This is a genomic window from Streptomyces sp. NPDC057565 (genome assembly GCF_042801455.1).
In the GTDB taxonomy this organism is placed as follows: domain Bacteria; phylum Actinomycetota; class Actinomycetes; order Streptomycetales; family Streptomycetaceae; genus Streptomyces; species Streptomyces yanii.
Genome location: NZ_JBHVFU010000017.1, coordinates 17442 through 39038, shown reverse-complemented (window position 1 = coordinate 39038; position 21597 = coordinate 17442). Strand labels below are relative to the sequence as shown.

The 21597-nt window shown below is 69.3% G+C and carries 18 protein-coding genes; 10 read left to right on the top strand and 8 right to left on the bottom strand.

Going from position 1 to position 21597, the window contains the following annotated elements; translation table 11 throughout:
- The first annotated feature begins 375 nt into the window (after window positions 1–375).
- The gene (locus tag ACFU8W_RS26745) at window positions 376–2004 is read left to right on the top strand and encodes an IS200/IS605 family accessory protein TnpB-related protein (protein WP_384042290.1); all 1629 of its coding nucleotides are present in this window, start codon (window positions 376–378) and stop codon (window positions 2002–2004) included.
- Here the strand turns inward: ACFU8W_RS26745 and ACFU8W_RS26740 are convergent.
- Window positions 1988–2296, bottom strand: coding sequence for a thiamine pyrophosphate-dependent enzyme (locus ACFU8W_RS26740; protein ID WP_384041963.1), 309 nt, complete (start codon window positions 2294–2296; stop codon window positions 1988–1990). The two genes, ACFU8W_RS26745 and ACFU8W_RS26740, sit on opposite strands and share 17 nt — an antisense overlap.
- A gap of 244 nt (window positions 2297–2540) precedes the next feature.
- Here ACFU8W_RS26740 and ACFU8W_RS26735 point away from each other — a divergent pair, with 244 nt between their 5' ends.
- Complete coding sequence (locus ACFU8W_RS26735; RefSeq protein ID WP_384042287.1) at window positions 2541–2924, top strand: DUF6924 domain-containing protein; 384 nt, start codon at window positions 2541–2543, stop codon at window positions 2922–2924.
- A 273-nt stretch (window positions 2925–3197) separates the two neighbouring features.
- Here the strand turns inward: ACFU8W_RS26735 and ACFU8W_RS26730 are convergent, their stop codons facing one another.
- Both ACFU8W_RS26730 and ACFU8W_RS26725 read right to left on the bottom strand, forming a co-directional pair.
- Complete coding sequence (locus ACFU8W_RS26730; protein ID WP_384041961.1) at window positions 3198–4079, bottom strand: ABC transporter permease; 882 nt, start codon at window positions 4077–4079, stop codon at window positions 3198–3200.
- Window positions 4076–4987, bottom strand: coding sequence for an ABC transporter ATP-binding protein (locus ACFU8W_RS26725; protein ID WP_384041958.1), 912 nt, complete (start codon window positions 4985–4987; stop codon window positions 4076–4078). Before ACFU8W_RS26725 ends, ACFU8W_RS26730 begins: the two co-directional genes overlap by 4 nt.
- A 133-nt stretch (window positions 4988–5120) precedes the next feature.
- Here ACFU8W_RS26725 and ACFU8W_RS26720 point away from each other — a divergent pair, with 133 nt between their 5' ends.
- Both ACFU8W_RS26720 and ACFU8W_RS26715 read left to right on the top strand, forming a co-directional pair.
- Entirely contained in the window at window positions 5121–6314 is a 1194-nt protein-coding gene (locus ACFU8W_RS26720) for a sensor histidine kinase (RefSeq protein WP_384041955.1), read from the top strand.
- Window positions 6311–6982 (top strand): response regulator, encoded by a 672-nt coding sequence (locus tag ACFU8W_RS26715; protein ID WP_384041952.1) that lies wholly within the window; start codon window positions 6311–6313, stop codon window positions 6980–6982. Before ACFU8W_RS26720 ends, ACFU8W_RS26715 begins: the two co-directional genes overlap by 4 nt.
- A 234-nt stretch (window positions 6983–7216) precedes the next feature.
- On the opposite strand, the gene ACFU8W_RS26710 is transcribed toward ACFU8W_RS26715, so the two are convergent.
- Both ACFU8W_RS26710 and ACFU8W_RS26705 read right to left on the bottom strand, forming a co-directional pair.
- The gene (locus tag ACFU8W_RS26710) at window positions 7217–11371 is read right to left on the bottom strand and encodes a S8 family serine peptidase (RefSeq protein ID WP_384041949.1); all 4155 of its coding nucleotides are present in this window, start codon (window positions 11369–11371) and stop codon (window positions 7217–7219) included.
- Window positions 11372–11750: 379 nt separating this feature from the next.
- Complete coding sequence (locus ACFU8W_RS26705) at window positions 11751–14735, bottom strand: AAA family ATPase (RefSeq protein WP_384041946.1); 2985 nt, start codon at window positions 14733–14735, stop codon at window positions 11751–11753.
- A 230-nt stretch (window positions 14736–14965) separates the two neighbouring features.
- On the opposite strand from ACFU8W_RS26705, the gene ACFU8W_RS26700 reads away from it, so the two are divergent.
- Window positions 14966–15949 (top strand): transcriptional regulator, encoded by a 984-nt coding sequence (locus ACFU8W_RS26700; RefSeq protein WP_384041943.1) that lies wholly within the window; start codon window positions 14966–14968, stop codon window positions 15947–15949.
- Window positions 15950–16331: 382 nt separating this feature from the next.
- On the opposite strand, the gene rpmF is transcribed toward ACFU8W_RS26700, so the two are convergent.
- On the bottom strand, window positions 16332–16505 hold the full coding sequence (gene rpmF, locus ACFU8W_RS26695; RefSeq protein WP_384042284.1) for a 50S ribosomal protein L32: 174 nt from the start codon (window positions 16503–16505) through the stop codon (window positions 16332–16334).
- Window positions 16506–17088: 583 nt separating this feature from the next.
- Between rpmF and ACFU8W_RS26690 the strand changes: the two genes are divergently transcribed.
- On the top strand, window positions 17089–17283 hold the full coding sequence (locus ACFU8W_RS26690; protein WP_266993403.1) for a hypothetical protein: 195 nt from the start codon (window positions 17089–17091) through the stop codon (window positions 17281–17283).
- A 256-nt stretch (window positions 17284–17539) separates the two neighbouring features.
- Here ACFU8W_RS26690 and ACFU8W_RS26685 read toward each other — a convergent pair whose 3' ends face one another.
- Entirely contained in the window at window positions 17540–18313 is a 774-nt protein-coding gene (locus tag ACFU8W_RS26685) for a GNAT family N-acetyltransferase (protein WP_384041940.1), read from the bottom strand.
- Between the two features lie 4 nt (window positions 18314–18317).
- Between ACFU8W_RS26685 and ACFU8W_RS26680 the strand changes: the two genes are divergently transcribed.
- From ACFU8W_RS26680 to ACFU8W_RS26665, 4 genes are all read left to right on the top strand, one after another.
- Window positions 18318–18689 (top strand): SDR family NAD(P)-dependent oxidoreductase, encoded by a 372-nt coding sequence (locus tag ACFU8W_RS26680; RefSeq protein ID WP_384041937.1) that lies wholly within the window; start codon window positions 18318–18320, stop codon window positions 18687–18689.
- A 73-nt stretch (window positions 18690–18762) separates the two neighbouring features.
- Window positions 18763–19230, top strand: a complete 468-nt coding sequence (locus ACFU8W_RS26675) for an SsgA family sporulation/cell division regulator (protein WP_384041934.1) — start codon at window positions 18763–18765, stop codon at window positions 19228–19230.
- A 197-nt stretch (window positions 19231–19427) separates the two neighbouring features.
- The gene (locus ACFU8W_RS26670) at window positions 19428–20303 is read left to right on the top strand and encodes a Bax inhibitor-1/YccA family protein (RefSeq protein WP_384041931.1); all 876 of its coding nucleotides are present in this window, start codon (window positions 19428–19430) and stop codon (window positions 20301–20303) included.
- Window positions 20304–20806: 503 nt separating this feature from the next.
- Complete coding sequence (locus ACFU8W_RS26665; RefSeq protein WP_384041928.1) at window positions 20807–21229, top strand: DUF6924 domain-containing protein; 423 nt, start codon at window positions 20807–20809, stop codon at window positions 21227–21229.
- Between the two features lie 57 nt (window positions 21230–21286).
- Here the strand turns inward: ACFU8W_RS26665 and ACFU8W_RS26660 are convergent, their stop codons facing one another.
- Entirely contained in the window at window positions 21287–21496 is a 210-nt protein-coding gene (locus ACFU8W_RS26660; protein ID WP_384041925.1) for a hypothetical protein, read from the bottom strand.
- Window positions 21497–21597: the final 101 nt, after the last annotated feature.

Genomic DNA, 21597 nt, shown 5'->3' with positions numbered 1-21597 from the left:
CATGTTATTGCTTGAGGCAACTATTAAGTGTGCTGGTCGACTCGGGCAAGCGGTTCGGGTGTGCTTAAGCACACATGTGTCGAACAGATATGTTTCTCGCTCGGGCGGTCAGCGCAGGATCCGGCGGGCGACGTTCGTGGTGACCAGTTCGAGCAGTTCTCCGCCCCGGCCGGACAGGACGGTGCGGATCGCGTAGAGGGTTGTGAGCTGCTGTCGGTTGGCTGAGTTGAAGTGAGTGGTGGTGTGTGGGAGTGGTCCTGTCGGTGGGTTTGTGGGGGTGGGAACGGGGGTTCTGGGGTCGAATGGGTGACCTTGGCGGCTGTTGCTCGTTGGGCTGGACAGCGGGTGCCGGGCCTGGCGGGAGGGGGTGGTGTGGTGGGTGGTGTGCGGGAGTTGGCCGCGTCCTTCGTGGTGCCGGGGCCTTGCGGGGTGGCGGTCCGGGACCGGCTGGGGCACCTCACTCCCCGGGACGAGGGGGTGCTGCGTGCGGTCGGTGAGCATCAGGGTGCGCTTGCTTCCCGTGATCTCAGGGCCCGCTGTGCGGACGGTCTGGAGCACGGTGCGGACAGCTGGGCGTTGCGTAAGCGGGAGCTGACGAGGGAGTCGTCGTCCAGGATCGCGGGTGCGATCACCAAGGCCACGCACGACCAGTGGGCGCTCGCGCGCCGTTGCCAGGCGGCGCACATCCAGACGCTGGCAGCCGGGATCAGGACGCTGCGGCACCGCCTGTCTCTCCCGGTCGGTGAACCCGGAACGAAGCGGGCCGCGGGAGGCTACCGCTCCCGGAGTGAGTGGTTCCGCAAGTCCCGCCGCCTCGCGGCACTGGAGGCGCGGCATGCGGCCGTTGTCGCTGAGTGGCAGGCCGGGCGGGTGCGGGTGGTGCGGGGCGGCAGACGTCTCCTGAACACCCGCCACCACCTCGCCCAGGCCGGGCTCACCGAAGGCCAGTGGCGGGAACGCTGGGAGGCGGAGCGGTGGTTCATCGCGGCGGATGGTGAGTCGGGGAAGCGGTTCGGGAACGAGACGATCCGCGTCACCCCGGACGGTGAGGTGAGCATCAGGCTGCCTGCCCCGTTCGCGCACCTGGCCAACGCCGGGCACGGCCGGTACGTCCTCGCCTCCCGGATCGCGTTTGCGCACCGGGGTGCGGAGTGGGCCGACCGCATCGCCGCAAACCGCGCTGTGGCCTACCGCATCCACCTCGATACGGAGCGCGGCCGCTGGTACCTCACCGCATCCTGGCAGCGTCCCGTCGTGAAGACCATCCCGTTGGAGGCCGCCCGCGCCCGGGGCATGATCGGTGTCGACACCAACGCCGACCACTTCGCCGCCTACCGCCTCGACCGGCACGGCAACCCCGTCGGCGACCCGCACCGCTTCGGCTTCGACCTGTCCGGGACCGCCGGTCACCGCGACGCACAGCTCCGCCACGCCCTGACCCGCCTGATCCACTGGGCCAAGCAGGCTGGTGTCGCCGCGATCGGCATCGAAGACCTCGACTTCACCACCGAGAAGACCCGGGAGAAACACGGCCGCCGCAAACGGTTCCGGCAGCTCATCTCCGGCATCCCGACCGGGAAACTGAAGGCCCGGCTGGTGTCGATGGCCACCGAACACGGCCTGAGCATTGTCGCGGTCGACCCCGCCTACACCACTTTGTGGGGTGCCCAGCACTGGCAGAAACCACTGGTCACCCCGCACCGCACCATGTCCCGTCACGATGCCGCCGGTGTCGCGATCGGACGACGCACCCTCGGACACCCGATCCGGCGTCGGACGGCACCGCCCCCGCACGACCGGAGCGATCGTGCGGGGCATCGGACCGCCCAGGCCGGACCAGGTGACCGGGGGCGTGAGGGAACCCGCCCACCCGCAACGGACCGGCCCCCGAGAGGGCCGTCACCGAACGGGACGCGAACGCGGGAACCCAGCGCATCCAACACCGCTCGGGATGCGCCCAGTACGCAACAGTGGGCCCAGAACTCACTCACGCACACTGGCTAGGAACGGTGAAGCCCTTGGCCTGCTCCACCATGATCGCCGGAGGCACGGACAGTTCCTGGCGGGCGGTCATCACCTCGGCCAGGGCCGGGCCGTCGTGGGCGAAGGCGCCCTTGAGCGCATCCTCCAGATCGCCGGGCCGCTCGACCCGTCGGGCCCACAGCCCGATCGCCGCCGCGACCTCGGCGAGCTGCGGATTGTCCAGCTCGGTCGCGTAGTTGACGATGCCGGCCGCCTTCGTCTCCAGCTCGACGAAGTTCAGCGAGCCGATGACGTGGTCGGCGAAGGTGGGCATACGGGTGGCCTTTCGTCGGTCGTGAGCGCGTCCGGTGCGGAAGGAGAACCGCTCGGGCGGGAGCCGCACGCACCGGGGCTCGCCGCTGTTGACGAGCGCCTGTTCAGTCTTGGCGAACCGACATGGCGCACACATCCGTCGAATGACTGCGTCAGCGGCGTCATGGCGCCGGCGGTCTCGGTCGGAGGACTGTCCGGTTCCGGCACCTCGCAGCCCGTAGGCCGGCCGGACGAGCACCTACCGGCTGCGGCCGACGGGCTCGCGTAGACCGTCGCTGGTCACCACCCCGGACGAGGACGACTTCCTCGCCGACCTCCACATCGTGGACGACCCCGCCTACCGCGACCTGGCCGCCGAGGAGGTCGTAGCGCTCGCACCCGCCGAGGACGACCTGCTGATCGTGGCGGACAGCAAGGCTCTGACGGACCCGGGGATGCCGCTGCTGGCCGTCATGACGACGGGCGAGGACGAGGACGAGGAAGACGACGGACCGGAGCAGGGCTTCGACGAACTCCGTGTCGTGGCAGCGCATCTGTTGGATATCGAGAACAACATCGCCATGGCCAACATGGACTGGGAGGAGTTCGTGGACGCCGCCGACGACGACGGCGTCTTCCGCGGATTCTGACCCACTCCGAGCGACCCGCCCACCCCGCCGCGTGTGCGGCACGGACTCCCCGCCGGGGTTTCACAGTTCGGACAGTCGTTTCGCTCTACCGCGATTGCGGCTTGATTGAGCGTCAGTTCTACCTCGGCAGTGTGTCAGAACTGTCTCGCAGAACGCTGGAGTTTGAGAGGTTTTCTGTGAACGGCGACCTGCGGAAACGTGATCGACTCCGGGGCTCTCGCAGAACTCGCGCAACTGGTCATGTGTGAGAAACGAGAAACCCGCCTGGTCCGCTCACACATCGCGGTGGTGCACGACGGCCACGGCGACGGCCGCCGCGACGAGCGACCATGCCCCGAACACGATCCACCCTTCGGTGACCGATACCGGGTACTTGTCCACGCTGTAGTCCCGTCCAGGGTTCTGGACCAGAGCTCGCCATGCGGTGAGCGGCATCGCGTTGCCGATCTCCTTGACCCACCGATAGGTCTCGCCCATGAACAGCGTGGGCAGCAGCAGGAGCGCGCCGACGACAGCGACGACGGTGCCCGCGGCGTGGCGGATGAGCGCCCCGAGGGCCATGCCGACGAGGGCGCACAGTGGCGCGAGTAGCGCGGATGCGGCGACGGCCCGCAGTGCGCCGGGGTCGCCGATGGACATGCCGTGGTGATCTTGCAGGATCGCCTGGGTGACGCCGAACGAGGCGCCGGCGATGACCGTGCCGAGGACGAGCATGACAGCCGCCATGACGGCCGCCTTGGCTGTCATCACCGCACGGCGTGCGGGAACGGCCGCGAAGGTCGTGCGGATCTGTCCGCTGGTGTACTCGCCGAAGACGGCGATGGCGCCGACACTGCCGGCGATGACCATGAGGAGCTGCCAGGCTGGGTCGACGAAGGCGGACGCCAGGGGATCGAACAGCATCTGCGGCAGCTCGGGACGCCCTGGCGGTGGGGCAGGCGGCAGTTCGGGCTGATGCGCCAGCCGGTCGGCATTCGACAGAGCGGAGTTCACGTTGATCCCGATGACGGCCAGGGAGCCGATTCCGAGGACCCAGTAGGTGGAACACAGCGACCACAGTTTGATCCACTCGGCGATGAGGAGGTGGTGGAACCGGGTGGGTGAGTCGAGGGCGGTCGCGTACGCTTTGGGCTCGGCGACTGTCTGTGCGGTCATCGTGCATCTCCTGCGCTGTATTCGACACTGTCGGCGGTGAGTCCCATGAACGCCTCTTCCAGGGAGGCGGAGCGGGGGGCGAGTTCGTGCAGCAGGACGCGGCTGTGGAAGGCGAGCTCGCCGATGCGATCCGCACCCATGCCGGTCACCGTGCACGAGCCGTCGGCCTCACCGCGGACGGCCGCTCCCTCCTTGGCGAGGACGGACGTCAGCCGGGCGACCTCGGGCGTTCGGACGGTCACGGTCAGCCGGGTGCCACGGGCTGCGAACTCCGCCAGGCTCTCCGCGGCGATCAGCTCGCCCCGGCCGATGACGATCAGCTGCTGGGCGGTGTGCTCCATCTCGCGCATCAGATGGCTGGAGACAAGCACCGTACGGCCCTCGGCGGCCAGCCGATGGAACAGGCCGCGCACCCACAGCACGCCCTCCGGGTCCAGCCCATTGAGCGGCTCGTCGAACAGCAGGACGGGCGGGTCACCGAGCAACGCGGCGGCGATGCCGAGCCGTTGCTTCATCCCCAGCGAGAACCCCCCGATTCGGCGCCGGGCAGCGGCGGTCAGTCCCACCTCCTCCAGGACTTCGTCCACCCGACGCCGCGGCAGCCCGTTGCTGTGCGCCAGTGCCGACAGATGCGACCGTGCAGTGCGTCCGCCGTGCACGTCATGGGCGTCAAGCAGAGCCCCGACGTGCCGCAGCCCTCGTGGGCGTCCCCGGAACGGCTGGCCGTCGACGGTGACGGTGCCGCTGCTGGGGTCGTTCAGGCCGAGGATCATCCGCAGCGTGGTGGACTTGCCGGCGCCGTTGGGGCCGAGGAACCCGGTGACGTGGCCGGGGCGGACGATGAAGGTCAGGCGGTCGACGGCGGTGGTGGCGCCGTATCGCTTCGTCAGTTCGTTGGCTTCGATCACCCGGCCCACGGTGCCGTGTGCCGCGCCCGCACGGCATCGGCCCGCGGGCCACACTCTCAGGATCCGCTTGTAGCCTCGGGGCGTACGTCCCAAGGCCGATGCCCCGGCACCGGCCCGTACCTATGATCGCGGCATGAGCGTCTCACCCCGCGCCGCCCTCTCCTGGCGCTTGCGGCCGGCCGTGGCGCAGGCCCTGGCCTGGTGCGGGGCCCTCGCCTACCCGATCCTGCTGTACGTCGCGGTGCTCAACGAACGCGAACCCACCGGTGTGCGGCTCCTCCTGCCGGCCGTACTCTCGGTTCTGACCATTCCCCTGCTGCGGCGTCGACCGTTGCCGGCCCTGATGCTGATGCTCGCCGGTTCGTTCGCTGCGACTTCGACAGCGGCGTCGAAATTGGCCTCGGCGTTCCCCTTCATGGCGCCAGGGCAGGCATGGCAGATCGGCTGTCTGCAGGCTCTGCTGACCGGTCTCGCCGTCGCCTGGATCGCTGCCACCCGGACGCGCCGGATCGCGCTCGCCGCTGCAGCGCTGACGCTCGCCGAGCAGATCGCCGCCGCCGGCTACTACCAAACCGGGCGGGACGTCTTCGTCTCGACCATCGTGTTCCTCGTTCTGATGCTCGCCCTTGCCTGGCTGACCGGCTATCTCGTCCAAGAGCGCCGCGAGCACGCCGAAACGGTGCGGGTCCAGGCCGCGGAGCAAGCAGTCACCGCCGAGCGGCTGCGGATTGCCCGCGAGCTGCACGACATGGTCGCGCACAGCCTCGGCATCATCGCCATCCAGGCCGGCACGGGCCGCCGGGTCATCGACACCCAGCCGGCCGAGGCCCGCAACGCGCTGGCCACCATCGAGACCACCAGCAGGGACACCCTGGCCGGGCTGCGGCGCATGCTGGGATCCCTCCGCAAGGCCGAGCCAGAAGAGGCGCCGTTGGCCCCCGCGTCGGGCATGACGGACGTCGACTGGCTGGTCGCGACCACACGGAATGGCGGCGTGAGGGTCGACGTGGAGTGGCGAGGAGAACGGCGCCCGCTCCCCATGGACATCGAACTGTCCGCCTTCCGCATCATCCAGGAGGGCCTGACCAACGTGGTTCGCCACGCGGACACGCACGAGTGCCGGGTGGTCATCGACTATCAGGAGGACGAACTGTCCATCGAGATCACCGACGACGGTCAGGGGCCCACACCTGCGGGCATCGGCTACGGCATCACCGGCATGCGCGAACGGGCCTTCCTGCTGCACGGCCAGTTCACCGCCGGGCCCCGTCCCGAAGGCGGCTTCCGCGTGGCGGCGCGGCTGCCGGTGCCGGCGGGGATGCGATGACTGCTGACCGCGTCCGTGTCGTGCTCGTCGATGACCAGCCGCTGGTGCGCGCCGGGCTGCGCGTGCTCATCGCGGACAGCCCGGATCTCGAGATCCTGGGAGAAGCCGGCACGGGCGCGGAAGCGGTCCAGCTGGTCCAGGACGTCCGGCCCGATGTGGTCGTGATGGACATCCGCATGCCCGGCATGGACGGCATCGAGGCGACCCGGCTGATCACCGCCGGCCCGAACACGGCACGGGTCCTCGTCCTCACCACCTTCGACGACGACGAGTACGTCTACGGCGCGCTGCGCGCGGGCGCGAGCGGATTCCTCGTCAAGGACATGGACTTGGACGACATCCTCACCGCGATCCGTGTGGTCGCCGTCGGCGAAGCCCTGATCGCGCCGCGCGTGACCCGCCGCCTCATCGAGGAGTTCGCCGCACGCCCCGAACCCACGGCCGCGCCCCGGCACGGGGCGACCGAAGGCATCACCGACCGGGAACGCGAGGTACTCACCCTCATCGGACGCGGCCTGTCCAACGACGAGATCGCCGGCCGGCTCTTCATCAGCCCGGCCACGGCCAAGGCCCACGTGAGGCGGCTGTTCTCCAAGCTGGCGGCCCGTGACCGGGTCCAGTTGGTCATCATCGCCTATGAACTGGGCTTGGTATCGCCATCGCGCTGAGAGAGCGCACGTGCTGTTGGCTTCGTTCACTACTGCTCGATAGACACCCGGCTCCAGCTGTGGTCCTGCGCCGGTAGCCCCAACCAGAAGTGGTCCACGGACTGAGTGCCGCCGACGCTGCGCGCACCCGGGGTTGTCGGGGTGTGGTCGAGGGACAGCGGACGGCCGGGGCGAGAGCTCGGTCTCGCCCCGGCCTATGACCTTTCGGCTGGTTCACCGTTGCAGCGGCACCCGTCAGCGCAGCTTGTACGCCGTGGGGAGGGTCTGCTTGACAGTGTTGCCCTGGCTGTCGGTCGCGCTGATCCGCAGCCCGACGCCCTCGGGCGCCTGCTTCCGGCTCGGGTTCTTGATCGTCGCGGTGAAGGTGTCCGTCCCGGCTTCCTCGGTGGACGCCGGACGCCAGGTCTTGCCCCCGTCGTAGCTGGCCTCGACGTGCAGGGAGGTGAGCTTGGGCGAGGCGGTGAGGCCCTCCTGGTGGTAGCCGACGATCGTGATCTGATGGGTGGCCCCGGCCTTGGCGGTGTTGTCCAGGGCCAGACCGAGGTCGTACCGCAGGAAGGTCAGCGGCTCCGGCCGGCAGGCCGCCTGGTTGTCGCCGATCACCTTGCCCACACAGGGGTGGAGCTGCGGAGCGTCATCCTTGGCCGGCTTGTCGGAGCTGTACGTCCATTCCGTCCTGACCCCGTTGGTCCTGGCCTCGAACGTGTACCGGCCCGATTCCGCCGGCAGGTCGTAGCCGGCGAGCTTGCCGGTGATGGTGAGGAGCCCCCAGTAGTCGAACTGCAGTGGCGTCAGACGGCGTTCGACTTCGTCACCGGACTGGTTGCGCAAGGTGAAGTCGCAGGTGTAGTCGAGGGTCGGCTGGGTGGGCGGGGTCGTCGGACCACAGGCATAGGCGCCGAAGAGGAGTTCCGCGAGTTGGTCGTTGTCGACGATTCCGGCCATCGCCTGGCGGGCACCGCCGCTGCTGGTCAGCTGGAAGGTCGGGTAGAAGGTGTCGCCCTGTCGGCAGCCCGAGCACGGCGTTGCCGTGTCGAACAACATTCCGGACTTGCTCCGCACCTGCGGCGCGGCGCCCGGTACGAGCGGTCCTTGGTTCCAGTGGGCTTCGTCCTGTCCGGTGAGTACCATCTCCCGGCTCTCACTGCGGTCCCGGACCAGGACAGGGTCGTCTCCCTGGTCGGCCCAGGCGGTGAGGAACTGGCTGATGGCGTTGTCCTGCCGTTTGATGAAGGTGGTCATGGTCTGCTGTGTGGCCGCACGGGGCAGGTACATGCTGACCCCGCCCGGCACGGAATCCGACAGCTGCGTCCAGGCCATGTTGGTGACCACTCCGGGCCGGTCGGCGTGGAAGTGGTGGTCGACCCTGTCGAGTTGCTCCGTACCGACCCGGCGCTCGGGGTTCGAGGCGATCCGACCGTCCGAGTAGTAATGGGCGGCATAAGCCTTAGGCGTGGCTGCGCCACCGAGAGTGATCTCGACGTCGGCGTCGGCCTTGATCCGCGTGATCAGGCGGTCCGCCTCGGCGTTGGGCACCCTCACGATCGGCAGTGCGGCGTACGGCTGGACCTCGGGGCAGCTGTTCGGCCCGTCGGCGCAGACGGTGCTTTGTGCGGAGCCGCCCAGTGAGGTGAGACCCGGTGCCGCGACCAGTACACCGACGGCGCCGGCGGCGGCAGCGGCGGCCACCCGCTCGTCCCTGAGCTTCGGGAAGTCACAGGTGTCCTGGCAGATGTCGGTCGGCGTCAGCAGCACCAGTTTGCCCCGGGCGTGTGTGTCGGCGAGCTCGGAGGCGGTCCCGGTGCCCGCGTAGACCACCGGTACGTCTCCCTTGATCGGCAGTCGCGCGATCGGGACCGAGACATTGCGACGGACCGACTTCCCGTCCTTGAGCCATGTCTGCGAGCCTACGAGCGAGACGTCCGGGGTCCGGTAGCGGGCGGCCAGGCTGAAGGGAGCACCGCCGCCGGTGGCCCTCATGGTGACGATGGGAGTCGTCTGCACGGTGGTGATCTCCTCGGTGAGGGTTCCCGTGCGTACCTTCTCGGTCGGCAGCGTCCACCAGTTGGTCGTGCCGTCGTACCCGGTCACCATGGAGGCCGAGAGCACCCATGCACGGTCCGCCGAGTACCGGGTCGTGAGGTCGACCATGGCGTAGACCTCGGTGGTCTCCGGGAACTGCACGCTCACCCGCTTGAGGTCGCGCAGGTCCAGCGTGACCGTGGTCGCCTTGGTGAGACTCACCTCCGGCGCCATCGGTGTGGCTTGCTGCCACTCCCCGGACGCGTCCCGCCACTTGACGGGGAAGGTGGCCGCGTAGGTTCCGGTGAAGAGCGACGCGGTGACCGTCTCCCCGCCGGCGACGGTCGCCGGAACCCTGCCGAGGCCGGGGATCTCGTCGTCGTCCACCGGTATGAAAGTGGCGTAGCCGTACCGGATGTCGGTGGCACCCGGCGGGGGTACGACCTTCACGGTCAGGGGAAGTTTCGGGGGCTCGAGGTAGGTGGTGACCGGTGTGGCCGCCCACAGGGTTCCCGAGGAGTCCCTGGCGCTCAGCGTGCCCGTGTAGTTGCCGAAGGCCCTGTCGGTGTCGGCCCTCCGGCCGTCGAATGTCACCGATACCTCGGTCGATCCGCCCGCAGGGACGACCACCTCATCCGTGCTGAGGCTGACCAGGCCGGCCGGGGCGGGCTTCCCGGCGGAGGAGAGCGACGCCGTGAGGTGCAGCGTGGTCGCCTCGTCGGTGTGGTTGATGTAGGTGACCTTCTTCGTCTGCGGTGTGTGCGGGTACGCCAGGCGGCCGAAGCCCAGGTTTCCCGCCGTGGTGATCCGCGGATCGATCGCGGCGGCGACGTTCACCCGCCCGACACCCTGCGCGGTCGCGGCGTAGCCCAGGTCGGTGGCCGTGCTCATCAGCAACGACTTGATCTGCCGGCCGGTCAGGTCCGGATGCTGCTCAGCGACGATGGCCGCGGCACCGGTCACATGCGGTGTGGCCATCGAGGTCCCGTTGGACGAGACGTAGTACTCGTTCACCGCCGTGCCCAATGTCGTACCGGCGGCACGTGCCGCGACGATGTCGACACCCGGAGCTGCGATGTCCGGCTTGGCGGCGCCGTCCCCGACCCGCGGTCCGCGGCTGGAGAAACCGGCCATCTTGTCCTGCTTGTCCACCGCCGCCACGGTCAGTGCCTCGTCGGCGGAGCCCGGGTTGAGGACCGTTCCGCTCGTCGGGCCGCTGTTGCCCGCCGCCACCACGAACAGGGTTCCGGTGCTGCGGCTGAGCTCGTTGAGCGACTGGCTCAGCGGGTCGGTCCCGTCGGTGGGGACATCGCCGAGGCTCATGTTGACGACCTTCGACCCGGAGTGAGCGGCCCACTCCATGCCCGCGATGATCGCGTCCTCGGGGCAGTGCCCGGTGTCGTCGCAGATCTTGCCGACCCGCAGCTTGGCGCCGGGGGCGACACCCTTGTACCGCCCGTCGGACGCGGCGCCGGTGCCCAGGATCGTGGACGCCACGTGGGTGCCGTGCCCGTGCCCGTCGCGGGGGCCGTTGGGGTTGCCGGTGAAGTCGACCTGGTCGATGATGCTTCCGGCCACGTCCGGGTGTTTGGGGTCGATGCCGGTGTCCAGCACTGCCACGGACACACCCGCGCCGTCGTACCCGCGGTCCCAGGCGACAGGCGCGCCGATCTGCGGCACGGACGTGTCGAGGGTGACCTTGGCCATCCCGTTGAGCCACACCTTCTTGACCCCGGACAGCGACCCGGCGGACCGGGCGACGCTCGAGCGGGTGTCCGTCTTGCCCTTTACCTGCTGCCACCACCGGCCGCCGCCGTCGATCTTCATCGAGCGGCCGTTGACGCTCGGCAGCGCCTTGCCGCCGGTCACGCCGGCCGGCTTCGGAGCCTTGGCCGCGGCACTCTTGTCGGTGTAGGTGACGAGCACCGGCACCTCGCCGGTCTTGCCGGCCGCTTCGGTCTTGCCGGCCGCGGTGAGTTCCACCAGCTCGGTCAGGTCGAAGAGCCCCCAGTCGAGCAGTCCCTCGTCGAGCAGTCCGAGTGCGTCGTTCGGCACGAAGTGCACGGTGCCCAGGTGGGTGATGGTCTGGAAAACGACCGGGGTGCCTTCGGGCCGCGCCGCGCTCTCGACGTTGCGGGCGACCGGTCGGCCGTCGGCGTCGACGCCGACGTCCACCTTGTCACCGGTGATCAGTGTGACCGGTACGGTCCCGCCGGCCGCGGAGACAATCTTGCGCAGGTCGTCATCGGCGGTCGGTGACACCTTCTTCTGCACGGCGTCCGGGTGCGACGCCTGCCGGGCCGAATCGGTGGCGTGTACCGCCGTGGGCGACATGATCGCCCCGAAGACGGCAAGACCAACGGTCATCGCGCCCAAGCGCGTTCTGAGACGCTGCGTTGTCGGACTTCGCTTCATCTATCGATCTCCTGTTGCATTCACGAGGAACATCTGGGGAGGGCAGACGGCGGATGAGCACAAGGTCGTCGCCCGGGCAAGCACGGTCCGGCCATGCGCCCCCTTGCTAGAGCGGTTCGTACTCGTCGACGTCGTCGGCATCGCCCTCGCTCCGGCTGGTGGGGGCGTCTGCCGGCTCGGCCGGCGGTCCTGCCGGTAACGGTTTGTCGTTCGCCCGGCGTGCCGGCACGGCTGGGTCACCTGCCGGCTGGGGTACAAACGGTTCTGCGGGCACCATGGCGACGAGTGTGCAACCGATCCCGGTTGCGGCTCGATTGGTCAGATGCGGGATTTAAAGCCGTCGCCCGCTCACGCGCTTTTCTTCGCGTCCGGGCGAGGACGGTGGAATTTTCTCGTCGCCCGTCGGCGGTTGCCCCTGCTCACCGACGAGACCCAACTCCACGACCTTGAGCGCGAGTACGGTACGCGACGTCACACACAGTTTGCGCATGGCTGACTTCAACTGGCTGGCCACGGTCTGCGTCGACACCCCCAGCGTCTCGGCGATCTGACGGTTCGTCCGGCCGCCGACCAGCAGACGAGCCACCTCCAGCTCGCGCGGGGAAAGCCGGTTGCCGTAGCCGGGGCGGCCCCGACCCCGCGCCACCCGGGTGTCCCGCCCTCGCTCGTCCAGGGTCTGTGCCACCCGGTCGGCGTCGTTGTGGGCGCCGAGGTCCGCCAACGCCCGTGAGACGTCGGACAGGATCAGCAGGCCGGCCTCGTGCCGGCCGGCGGCGAGCAGGCAACGGGCGTGGCGCTCCCGAGCGAGCAGGGCGTCGTACGGGCGCGGCAGCGCCTGCCATGCGTCGGCCGCCCGGGCGAACAACCCTGCGGCGTCGGTGAGTCGGCCGTCGGATTCGGCCAGCACGGCGCGGCACAGCGCCAAGGATGCCTGCGGCGCCGGAGCGTCCTTGCCGTCCAAGGCCCGTTCGAACGTGGTCACCAGGTCGGCGGCGTGGCCGAGCCGGCCGGCGGCCACGAGGGCCGCGACGCGTACCGGCGCGACCTCGACGGCCCGGGACCAGATTCCCGTGCCGACGCTGATCTCGGCCGGCTCCTCCGTGAGGCGGAGTGCCTCGTCGATGTTGCCGTCGCGCAGACACAGTTGGGCCAACGCGGCCGCGGCCTCGATGCGTTGCTGGTCGTCCTGCGCGGCGAAACGTAGACGCTCCGCGGCCTCTGTCCGGTCTCCGGCGGCAGCTTGGAGCAAGCCCGCCACGAGGACCGCCTCGCACCGGTCCTTCAGCGGCACCCCGTCCTCGTCGTCGATCAGCCGGGCCGCTCTCCCGGCAAGTCCCGCCCAGGCGCCGGTGAACCAGTCGAGGTGGGCCCGGCTCGAGGCGATGGGCCCAAGGTAGTCCCGGAGCTCGTGGCGTTCGGCGAGTGCCTGGGCCCTGGCCAGTCGTGCGCCGGCCTCATCGCTCCGTCCCCACCGCATCGCCGCATCGCCGACATTCCTGTGGCCTATCGCGAGCGTCGCCGCCTCCCGCGGATCGGCGGTATCGTCCGGGATCCGCCGGGCCTCCGTCCACCCGGCCACCTCACCGAGCAGCAGCAGCGCGAAGGCGCGTTCCTGCACCAGACGCAGCCGCTCGTGGGGAGGGATCGACGGCGCCACCGCGGGTGCCTCACCCAGCCACCGCAGATGCTCCGACACGGGCTGCGCATTCCCGAGAGGCAGGGCGAGGAGGGTTCGGGCTCGTGCCGCCTCCAGCGAGTCCGGCGCGAGGTCGGGCACCGCTCTCAATATCTCGTGCCGACCCGCCTCGATGACACCCGCCACCATGAGCACCCGGCCGATCTGGAATCGGACCGGTGCCTGCTGTTGCGGCGTCAGAGCCTGGGTCCGGAGGGCCGACTGCAACGATTCAATGATCGCGGAGTACGGGTCGGAGCCGGGCAGCGCCTGAAACTGGATCTTCATCGCCAGCCGTACCAGCGGCTCCACCGGCAGAGCGACGGTGGAGACCAGGTTGTGCAGCAGCAGTGCCGCGGTGGCCACGTCACCGGTCTGCGTGGAGAGGTCGGCCGCCTGCTCGGTGTACCGGCACGATGCCTCGACATCGCCGGCCAGCCGGAAGTGCCGGGCCAACTGCGCCACCGGCGGCAACGGCGAATTCTCCAACGCCCGGCCGGCGCGCACATGCAGGGCACGCCGTTCCTGGGCCGGAATGGCCTCGTACACGGCTTGACGCGCCAGGGCGTGGTGGAACGACCAATGCCCACGTCCGTCCTCACGCAGCAGACCGCACCCCAGCGCATCGGCCGCCGGCCCCGCGAACCGGTCCTCGGACAGACCGGTCACCGCTTTCAGGGTCACGTAGTCGGCCGGAGCGGAGAGCACCGACACGGCGTACAGGACTGCCTGGATATCGGGCGGTAGCCGCCCCACCCGTTCCAGCATGGCGTCGCGGATCGTGGGCGGCACCTCGATGCGGTCCAGCCGGCGGCGCGCCCAACCGCCGCCCTGACGGATCAGGTCGGCCCGGTCATGCATCAACCGCACCAACTCCTCGACCGCCAACGGTATGCCTTCCGTTCGTGCGTGCAGGAAGGCCGCGAACTCGGTCGACAGAGGCTCGTCGGCCAGCATCGAGGAGACGATGGCGGCGGTCTCGCCGATCCCCAGCGGCTTCAGTTCCAGCCTGACCAGGTGTGCGTCGGCGGGCAGCCGGGAGGACAGCCTCAACAGCAGCGAATCGGGGGGCACTTCCTTCCGCCGGTACGTCACCACCACGCTCACCGGCTGGGGTCGGCGCGAGACCAGAAACAGCAGGAACTCCAGAGTCGCCTCGTCCGCCCAGTGCACGTCCTCAAGTGCCAGCACCGCCACGTCGAGTCGGTTGAGGACCTCGACGAACGCGTGGAACAGCCGGTGCCGGGCGGCGGTCGCGTCCTCCAGTGGCTCCGGCGCCGGCGGCAGGTCGGCCGCCCACTCGGGAAACAGCGGCCGCAGCGCGCCGCACAGTCCGCTCAGCCCCAGCCCGGAGACGCTGCCGACACCGTCGCGCACCGCGTCCACGACCGCGCCGAGCGTGTACGGCACGCGCAGCTCCGGGCAGGTGCCGACCAGGACTCGACGGCCATGCTCGCCCGGGGACACCAGGAACTCCCGCAACAGCCGGGTCTTGCCGATGCCCGCCTCACCGTCGATCAGGACCACGGCAGGCGCTTGCCCAAGCGCCTCGCCGAGCACAGCAACCTCCCGGTCCCGCCCGACGAACCGCGGCACGGAAAGTGCTGGAAGTCGACCGGCATCGGTGTTGGCCCGTCTCACCAGCGCACGCCTCCCTCAGCCGATCACCCGGTTCGTTCACCCTGCCCCGACCACATGCGGGAGCGGGGAGTGTGACGACGGCCGGTGCCACACACGGAACAATGCACCGTCGCAGCGTGCAAAGTGAACGCTGTACCTCGGACACGTGTCCAGATACTCTGCTGGCGGGTTTGGACGGATGACCAACCGCGCCACAAATGTCATGTGTCGATCGACGGAGGTACGCATACGTGTTCACGGCCCTGGGCATAGCCGAATCCGATGAGCAGATCTATCGGTGCTGTGTGGACCACGGTCGGGCGACCGTCGCGGACATAGCCGCCTCCCTGAACACGTCGGAGCACCACGTCCTGCAGTGCCTGACCCGTCTGAAAGACCTCGGGCTCCTGTATGTCACCGGCCGAGGCCACTACCGGGCAACGGACCCGCAGACCGCACTGCTGCCCCTGCTGGCCAGACGTCAGTGGGAGGCGGAGACCGCGCTGGCCTCGGCGCGCACGGAGATCGACCGGATCGCCGAGCGCCACCGGGCGGGCCGACTGCGCTCCGATCCGGACAATCTGGTGGAGGTCCTGTCGGACCGTGAGCTGATCCTGGAACGGATCGAGGAGATCGGCGCCTGTGTGACCAGCCACGTCTGGGCCCTGGACCGACCGCCTTACGTGGACCGCCCGCACGGCCGGCACCACAGCGACGAGGACGAGCTGGGCATCACCACGAAGTGGCTCCGGCGGGGCATCGACGTGCGGTCGATCTACTGCCCCCAGTCCATGGAACGGCCCGGGCGGTTCGCGACACTGCTCCGGCTCGCCGAACTGGGCGAGCGGTCGAGGATGTTGCCGTCCCTGCCGTTCAAACTCCACATCATCGACAAACGGATCGCTCTGGTCCCCCTGTCCGGACCGGCCTACGACAACCTCGTCGTCATCCATCGCTCCGCTGTACTCGACGCCCTGATGGAGCTCTACGAGGCCTACTGGGACCGCGCCGAGCCACTCACCGGACCGGCGCCCGCCGGGGACGACGGCCTCGACGCGGACGATGTCGTCCTGCTCGGCATGCTCAACGCCGGGCTCAAGGACCAGGCCATCGCCCACCAGCTCGGGTGCAGCACCCGCACCGCCACCCGGCGCGTCGCCGCCGTCCTGGCCAAGCTGGGCGCCGACACACGCTTCCAGGCGGGCGTCCGGGCAGCCGCCCGCGGACTGATCTGACCGGCTGTGCGCCCGGGACGGCCCTGGCTCCAGCGGTCCCGATCACGCCCGATACAGCGTTCTGCCGGGGCACCCGCTCGCCCACCGGCAGACAAACCCGCAGGTCATCGTCCGCGACCACGTGGTGACGCCCTGCAGGGGGCAGGACGTGGCACATGGTCGCGCGCTCCTGGAATGGCCGGGCACGTGGGAGGAAGGCGCGTGACTCCGCCGCACCGGGAGCGGGCGGCCGGACCCGGCGGACATGGGTCGCCGGGTCCGGCCTTCGTCGAAGCCGTGTCAGACCGGATCTGCGCCGGGGCACGACAGGTACCCCGGCATCACTTTCCGGCCACTGACGTCAGGCCGTTGACGTCAGGCCGTTGACGTCAGGCCGTTGACGTCAGGCGGCCGGGGGCAGTACCTGACGGCCCCGGTATGTTCCGCAGTGCTGGCAAGCGGCGTGCGGCGGGGTCGGCAGACCGCAGTCCGCATTGGCGCATTTCGCCAGGAGAGGCAGAGCCGCCTTCCAGTGGGCTCGGCGGTGGCGTGTTCGTGACCGGGACTTCTTGTTCATCATGCGCGATGGTTCCGTTTCCGTATGACATCGCTCTGACCGAAAAGGAACGGCACAGTCCGAAGAACTGCACACACACAGAGAACATGCAGGTGTTCTAGGCAGACAGGGTTTCCTGTCGCAGCGGTGAGTGATCGGCGGAGACGGGCCGGGGAAGGTCAGAGCCGCTTGGGCATGGGCGACGTGAGCACGCCCGCCGTGCCGGAGTCCTGGCAAGGGGTCACACGAGGGTGAAGCCTGGACCCGGACCGTCAGGCGGTGGGCTCAGGCTAGGCTCTGTCCACTTCGATCAACACGTCGAGGAGGCTAGCAACTGCTGGGGCCACCCTGCAACGCACTTGCTCACGGCCCTCCTCCCACGCGTCACCTGTTCGCACGCACGTATGTGCACACTCGCGATACGCGCCTGCCTCGCCGCACCGGCATGTGCGTGTGCAGGCGCGCCCCCGCAGGCGTCTTCCATGACTCCTACCGTGACCTTCGTCACCGCCTTGACAGGTGACGAATGGAGGTGCACGCTGATGACGGTCGCCCAAGGCGACAGGCAGGACGCGATCCACGATCAGCGAAGTGGAGCATGGTCATGAACAAGGAACTCACCACGGATGCCGACACGGCGGCACGGCACGCACGCTTCGGCAAGCTTCCCGAGCGGATCCGCTTCGAGGACATGACCGAAGAGACGGAGGCCGCGCCGAGCAGCGGGGGCAACGCCTCCTACAGCGACGAGAACTCGTGGAAGTACTACTCGTGCCTGGCCCTCGACCTGGGCCTGTAGACCGTCCGAGCGGAGCGGCCCCTGGGCAAGCGCCCCTCCGGCGCCGACAGCGGACCCTGCGATCCCATCGGCACCGGAGGTGACCATGCGGGACCGCTCCACAATCCCGGATGCCGGTCCCTTCGGTCCCTCTCCGTGGGATCAGACGCACAAGCGGCTCTTAGCTCACCTCCCGCTCACCGGCCGGACCGCCTGAAGCGCGTCCGGACCGGGACGGGTGAGGAGAACGGGTGGCCGACGGTCGCGGGGTCGCACGTCAGGCCGTGAAGGAGGTCCACGACTCCTCGGTACGGAAGCCGACCTGCTCGAAGAGCGGTACCGCCTCGTCGCTGGAGTGCAGGTAGGCCGTACGGGCGCCGGCGGCCCGCCCGTCCCTCAGGGCCGCCTCGGTGACCGCCCGGCCGAGACCGCGCCGCCGGCACTCGGGCAGGGTCCCCATGGTGGCGAGCCCGACATGCCGCTCGGTGAGAACCGCCAGCCCCGCCGCCGCGGGGACACCGTCCACATCGGCGACATACGCCTTGACGAATGCCTGGCCGAGGACGAAGGGCGTGTAGAGGCTGGTGATGACCGCGGGCGGCGCCCCGAACGCGGCACCGAGGACCGCGGCGAAGGTCTCGTACTCGTCGTTCCGCAGGGGACGCACGGTCACGGAGTTCCCGCCGGACTGCGGCGCGGCCGGTTCGTCCTCCAGCGGAAGCAGCATGAAGGGCTGTTGAGTGCGCGTGGTGAGCCCGCGGGCGGCGGCGATCGCCGCGAGCTCCTCGTCCGCCTCGCCCCGCAGCCGGATGCTCCGGGGCAGTTGCTGGAGGTGAGGCTCGGCCTTCTCGCACAGCAGGCCGATCTCCGCCTTGTCAGGTGCGGTGGCGACGCTCGTGATCACGTTGAGCGCGGGAATCACCGAGCCGGTGACCGCCAGCAGGGCGCCGCCGGCTCGCGCGTGGAAGCCGTTCGGCAGGACGCCGACGAGCGCCTCGGTCGCATCCTGGAAGGCTTCAGCAGCCTCGGAAACCATGTGCGTATTGGTCATACGTGTGAGTACAGCCAGCCCGCAACATGCATCCCGTATCCCGTACACAGGGAACACCTCGCCCGGCACCTCCAGCGGCTTCGGCCGGGTCGACGCCCTGGTCAACAACGCCGGCTGCTACCGGGCCGGCCCGCTGGAGGCCACCACCGTGGAGCGGGCCCACCGCCGGTTTCAGACCAACGTCCTCGGCCTGATCGCACTCACCAAGGCATTCATCCCGCACTTCCGGAAGCAGGGCTCCGGCGTGACCGGTATCCCGCCCGGCCCTCCCGGACGCGGCAGCCAATTGACTTACGGGACATCCTCGGCGATCCGTACCGCACGTCCCGGTACCGTCAACCGCCGGGCGTCGCCCCGGCCTTCGACCGTCAACTGACCGATGTGCGGGGTCCGTCCCCGGGCGAAGAGTGGAGCTCGCAGACTTCGTCCCACGGAGGGGAACTCCCGTCATGCATCGTGATCAGCCGTCATTGCGTGCGCGTTCGGCGCCCGCACTCGTGCCTTCCCTGTTCCTGGATCTCGACCAGATGCTCGATGAATTCACCCGGCTGCCCATGCGGGCGAAGTTCTGCTTCGACCCGGACGTGGCCGCAGTGATCACGGTGGAGTTCCTGGCGGAACGGGGGCCCAGCCTCATCTGGCACCTGGGCCGTGAACTCCTGTACCGCGGAGTGGCGTCGATGAGCGGGGCCGGCGATGTGCGGATGTGGCCGACGCTGTCCAGGGAGCAGCCCTCGTCGTGGCTGCTCCTGGAGTCCCAGGAGGTGGAAGCCCTGTTCGAGCTGCCCACCGAGGCGCTGGCGGAGTGGCTCGACGCCACCTACCGGATCGTCTCGGCCGAGGCGGAGATGGACGGTCTGAACTGGGACGGCTTCCTCATGGAACTGCTCGACGAACCGGGCATGCCGTCCGAATGACCGCATGTCCTGCCCCGGCGGGGAGGGCAGGCCACCGCGGAACTTGCTTCCCATTCCGTCACCTGTCAGAGTGGTGACGAACAGGGTTGCAGTCGTCGCCCCGGTGGATGTTCCACGGTCACACGTGTGCCACCACGGGCGCCCCGACGACAACGCTGTGCGGCAGGCCGCGAGTGCGGCGGACGAGGAGGAATGACGTGAGGACCAGCAACCCGATCTTCTCCCGCTGGGGGGGCGCGAACCGTGACGCCGGCCGGGCAGGCGCGTACCCGCGCGAGCCGCTGGGTACCGCGGTCGGCGGCGGGCTGACGGGCGGCTACGGGACCAACCCCTACGCCCCCGCTGCCGACACGGACACGGCCACGGCCACCGGGGCGTGGGCCGGCCGGAGTGCAGTGACCATGGACGACGTCATCGTCCGCACCGCGACGACCCTCGGCACCGTGGCCCTGACAGCCGTGCTGTCCTGGCTCCTGCTGCCCGTCGACGAGGCGAACCTCGGCCGGTCCTACGGCATCGCCGTGGGCGCCGCCCTCGTCGCCTTCGTCCTGTCGCTGATCCAGTCGTTCAAGCGGACACCGACACCGGCGCTGATCCTCGGATATGCGGCGTTCGAGGGGGTGTTCCTCGGTGTGTTCTCCAGCACGGTCTCCACGTACATCTCACCGGGGGTCATCGTCCAGGCGGTGCTCGGCACCTTCGCGGTCTCCGCGGGCGTGCTCATCGCGTACCGGATGCGCTGGATCCGCGTGAACCAGCGGTTCGCCGGGTTCGTCGCCGCCGCCGCGACAGGCTTCCTCCTGCTGCTCCTCGCCGACCTTCTCTTCTCCGCCTTCGGCGCGGGCAACGGCCTCGGCTTCAACAGCGGTGGCCTGGGCATCATCTTCGGCGTCGTCGGCATCCTGCTCGGCGCGGCCTTCCTCGCCCTGGACCTCAAGCAGGTCGAGGACGCCGTCGCCTACGGCGCCCCGCGCGAGGAGGCGTGGCTGGCCGCCTTCGGTCTCACCTTGACGCTGGTGTGGATCTACCTGGAGGTGCTGCGCGTGCTGACGATCTTCAACAGCGACAACTGAGTTCCCCGAACGCCACAGGGGCATGCGCGGCGCGCATGCCCCTGTGGCGTGTCCGGGTTCCCGTGCCGGGCGGGCCTGGACCCCGCACCGGACCGGGCTCGTTCGCAGGGCGATGGCCCGAGGGCGCCACCCGGCCGTCCTCAGAGAACCCCACGAGACCGGCGGAACGGGAGAGGCGTCCCCTGAGCCGCCACGAGCAGTGCCCGTATCAGGACGGCAGAGTCAGCCCGGGTCCGGCCTTCGGGACGGACGCGCGCCGGTCGGTCTGCCCGGGCTGCCGGCCGGCCGCGACCGAGGACGAATGGCGCGCCCCGCCGGACGACCCAGGGGTTGAGACTGGTGGGCTCGCATGTTGAGGTGTCGCGTATTCGCGAGCCGCCTGATGCAGCGGACACGATGAGTCACGGCTGGCTCGTGCCGCGGTGCTGGCGGCGTACTGACAAGACGGAGGGGGCCAGACCTTGTGTGTCGGGCATGGCCGGTCAGGTGGGAGGATCGCCAGCATGGCCTTGCCTGAACCCGAGTATCTGACCTCGCTCATCTTGCGTATCGACTTCAGCAGCGACGCGGCGTGGGAGGCAGTGCGAGCGGCAATCGATGGCGCTGACAAGTACCGTCACGCGACATATGTCAGCGATCGTTCGTTCAACGGTGTAAGCGTTCAAATGCTGGTGGACGCAGATGCGGCCGCTGACGATGATGACAAGCTCTGCCACCTATTCGTCGCGGACACGATCACCATGACGGATGAGGAGCATCCCCTCCTGGCCGTCGATCTGTATGACGAACCCGGCCGGACGTTCCGTGTTGCACCTCGTTGCTATGTCAACGTCTCCGCCAATTTGACGATCGCCAACATGGACTTCGCCGACTTCGCCGATGCTGCGGACGCATCGGGCGCGTTTCGGGGCTTCGAGGGCGGCTGACCTGACGTCGTCTGCACAACCCGAGGAGCCCTGCATTCCGCTGCGGGTTGACGGGTGTCACCGCGTGTGGTCATCGGGGGCGTATGGGCTCCAGGTTCCTCCGGCTTCGGTGACCAGGCGGGTGGCTGTCTTGTCGTGGTAGCCGAGTGCCTTCGCGATGACGGGTGCCGGGGCCTGGAGGACGAGTTGGCGGATCGCGGAGGTCCTGCCGCGCTGCGGGGGGACACCGATCTCGTGCGGGTGGGCCCGGAGGCTGCTGGGGTTCATTGGCTGTCCTGGCTGGCGGCCGGGGAAGAGCCACTGGAAGCTTCTGCTGCTGGCGTAGGGCAGGTGCTGGCGGGAGCGAATGTAGGCCCGGAACAGCTCAG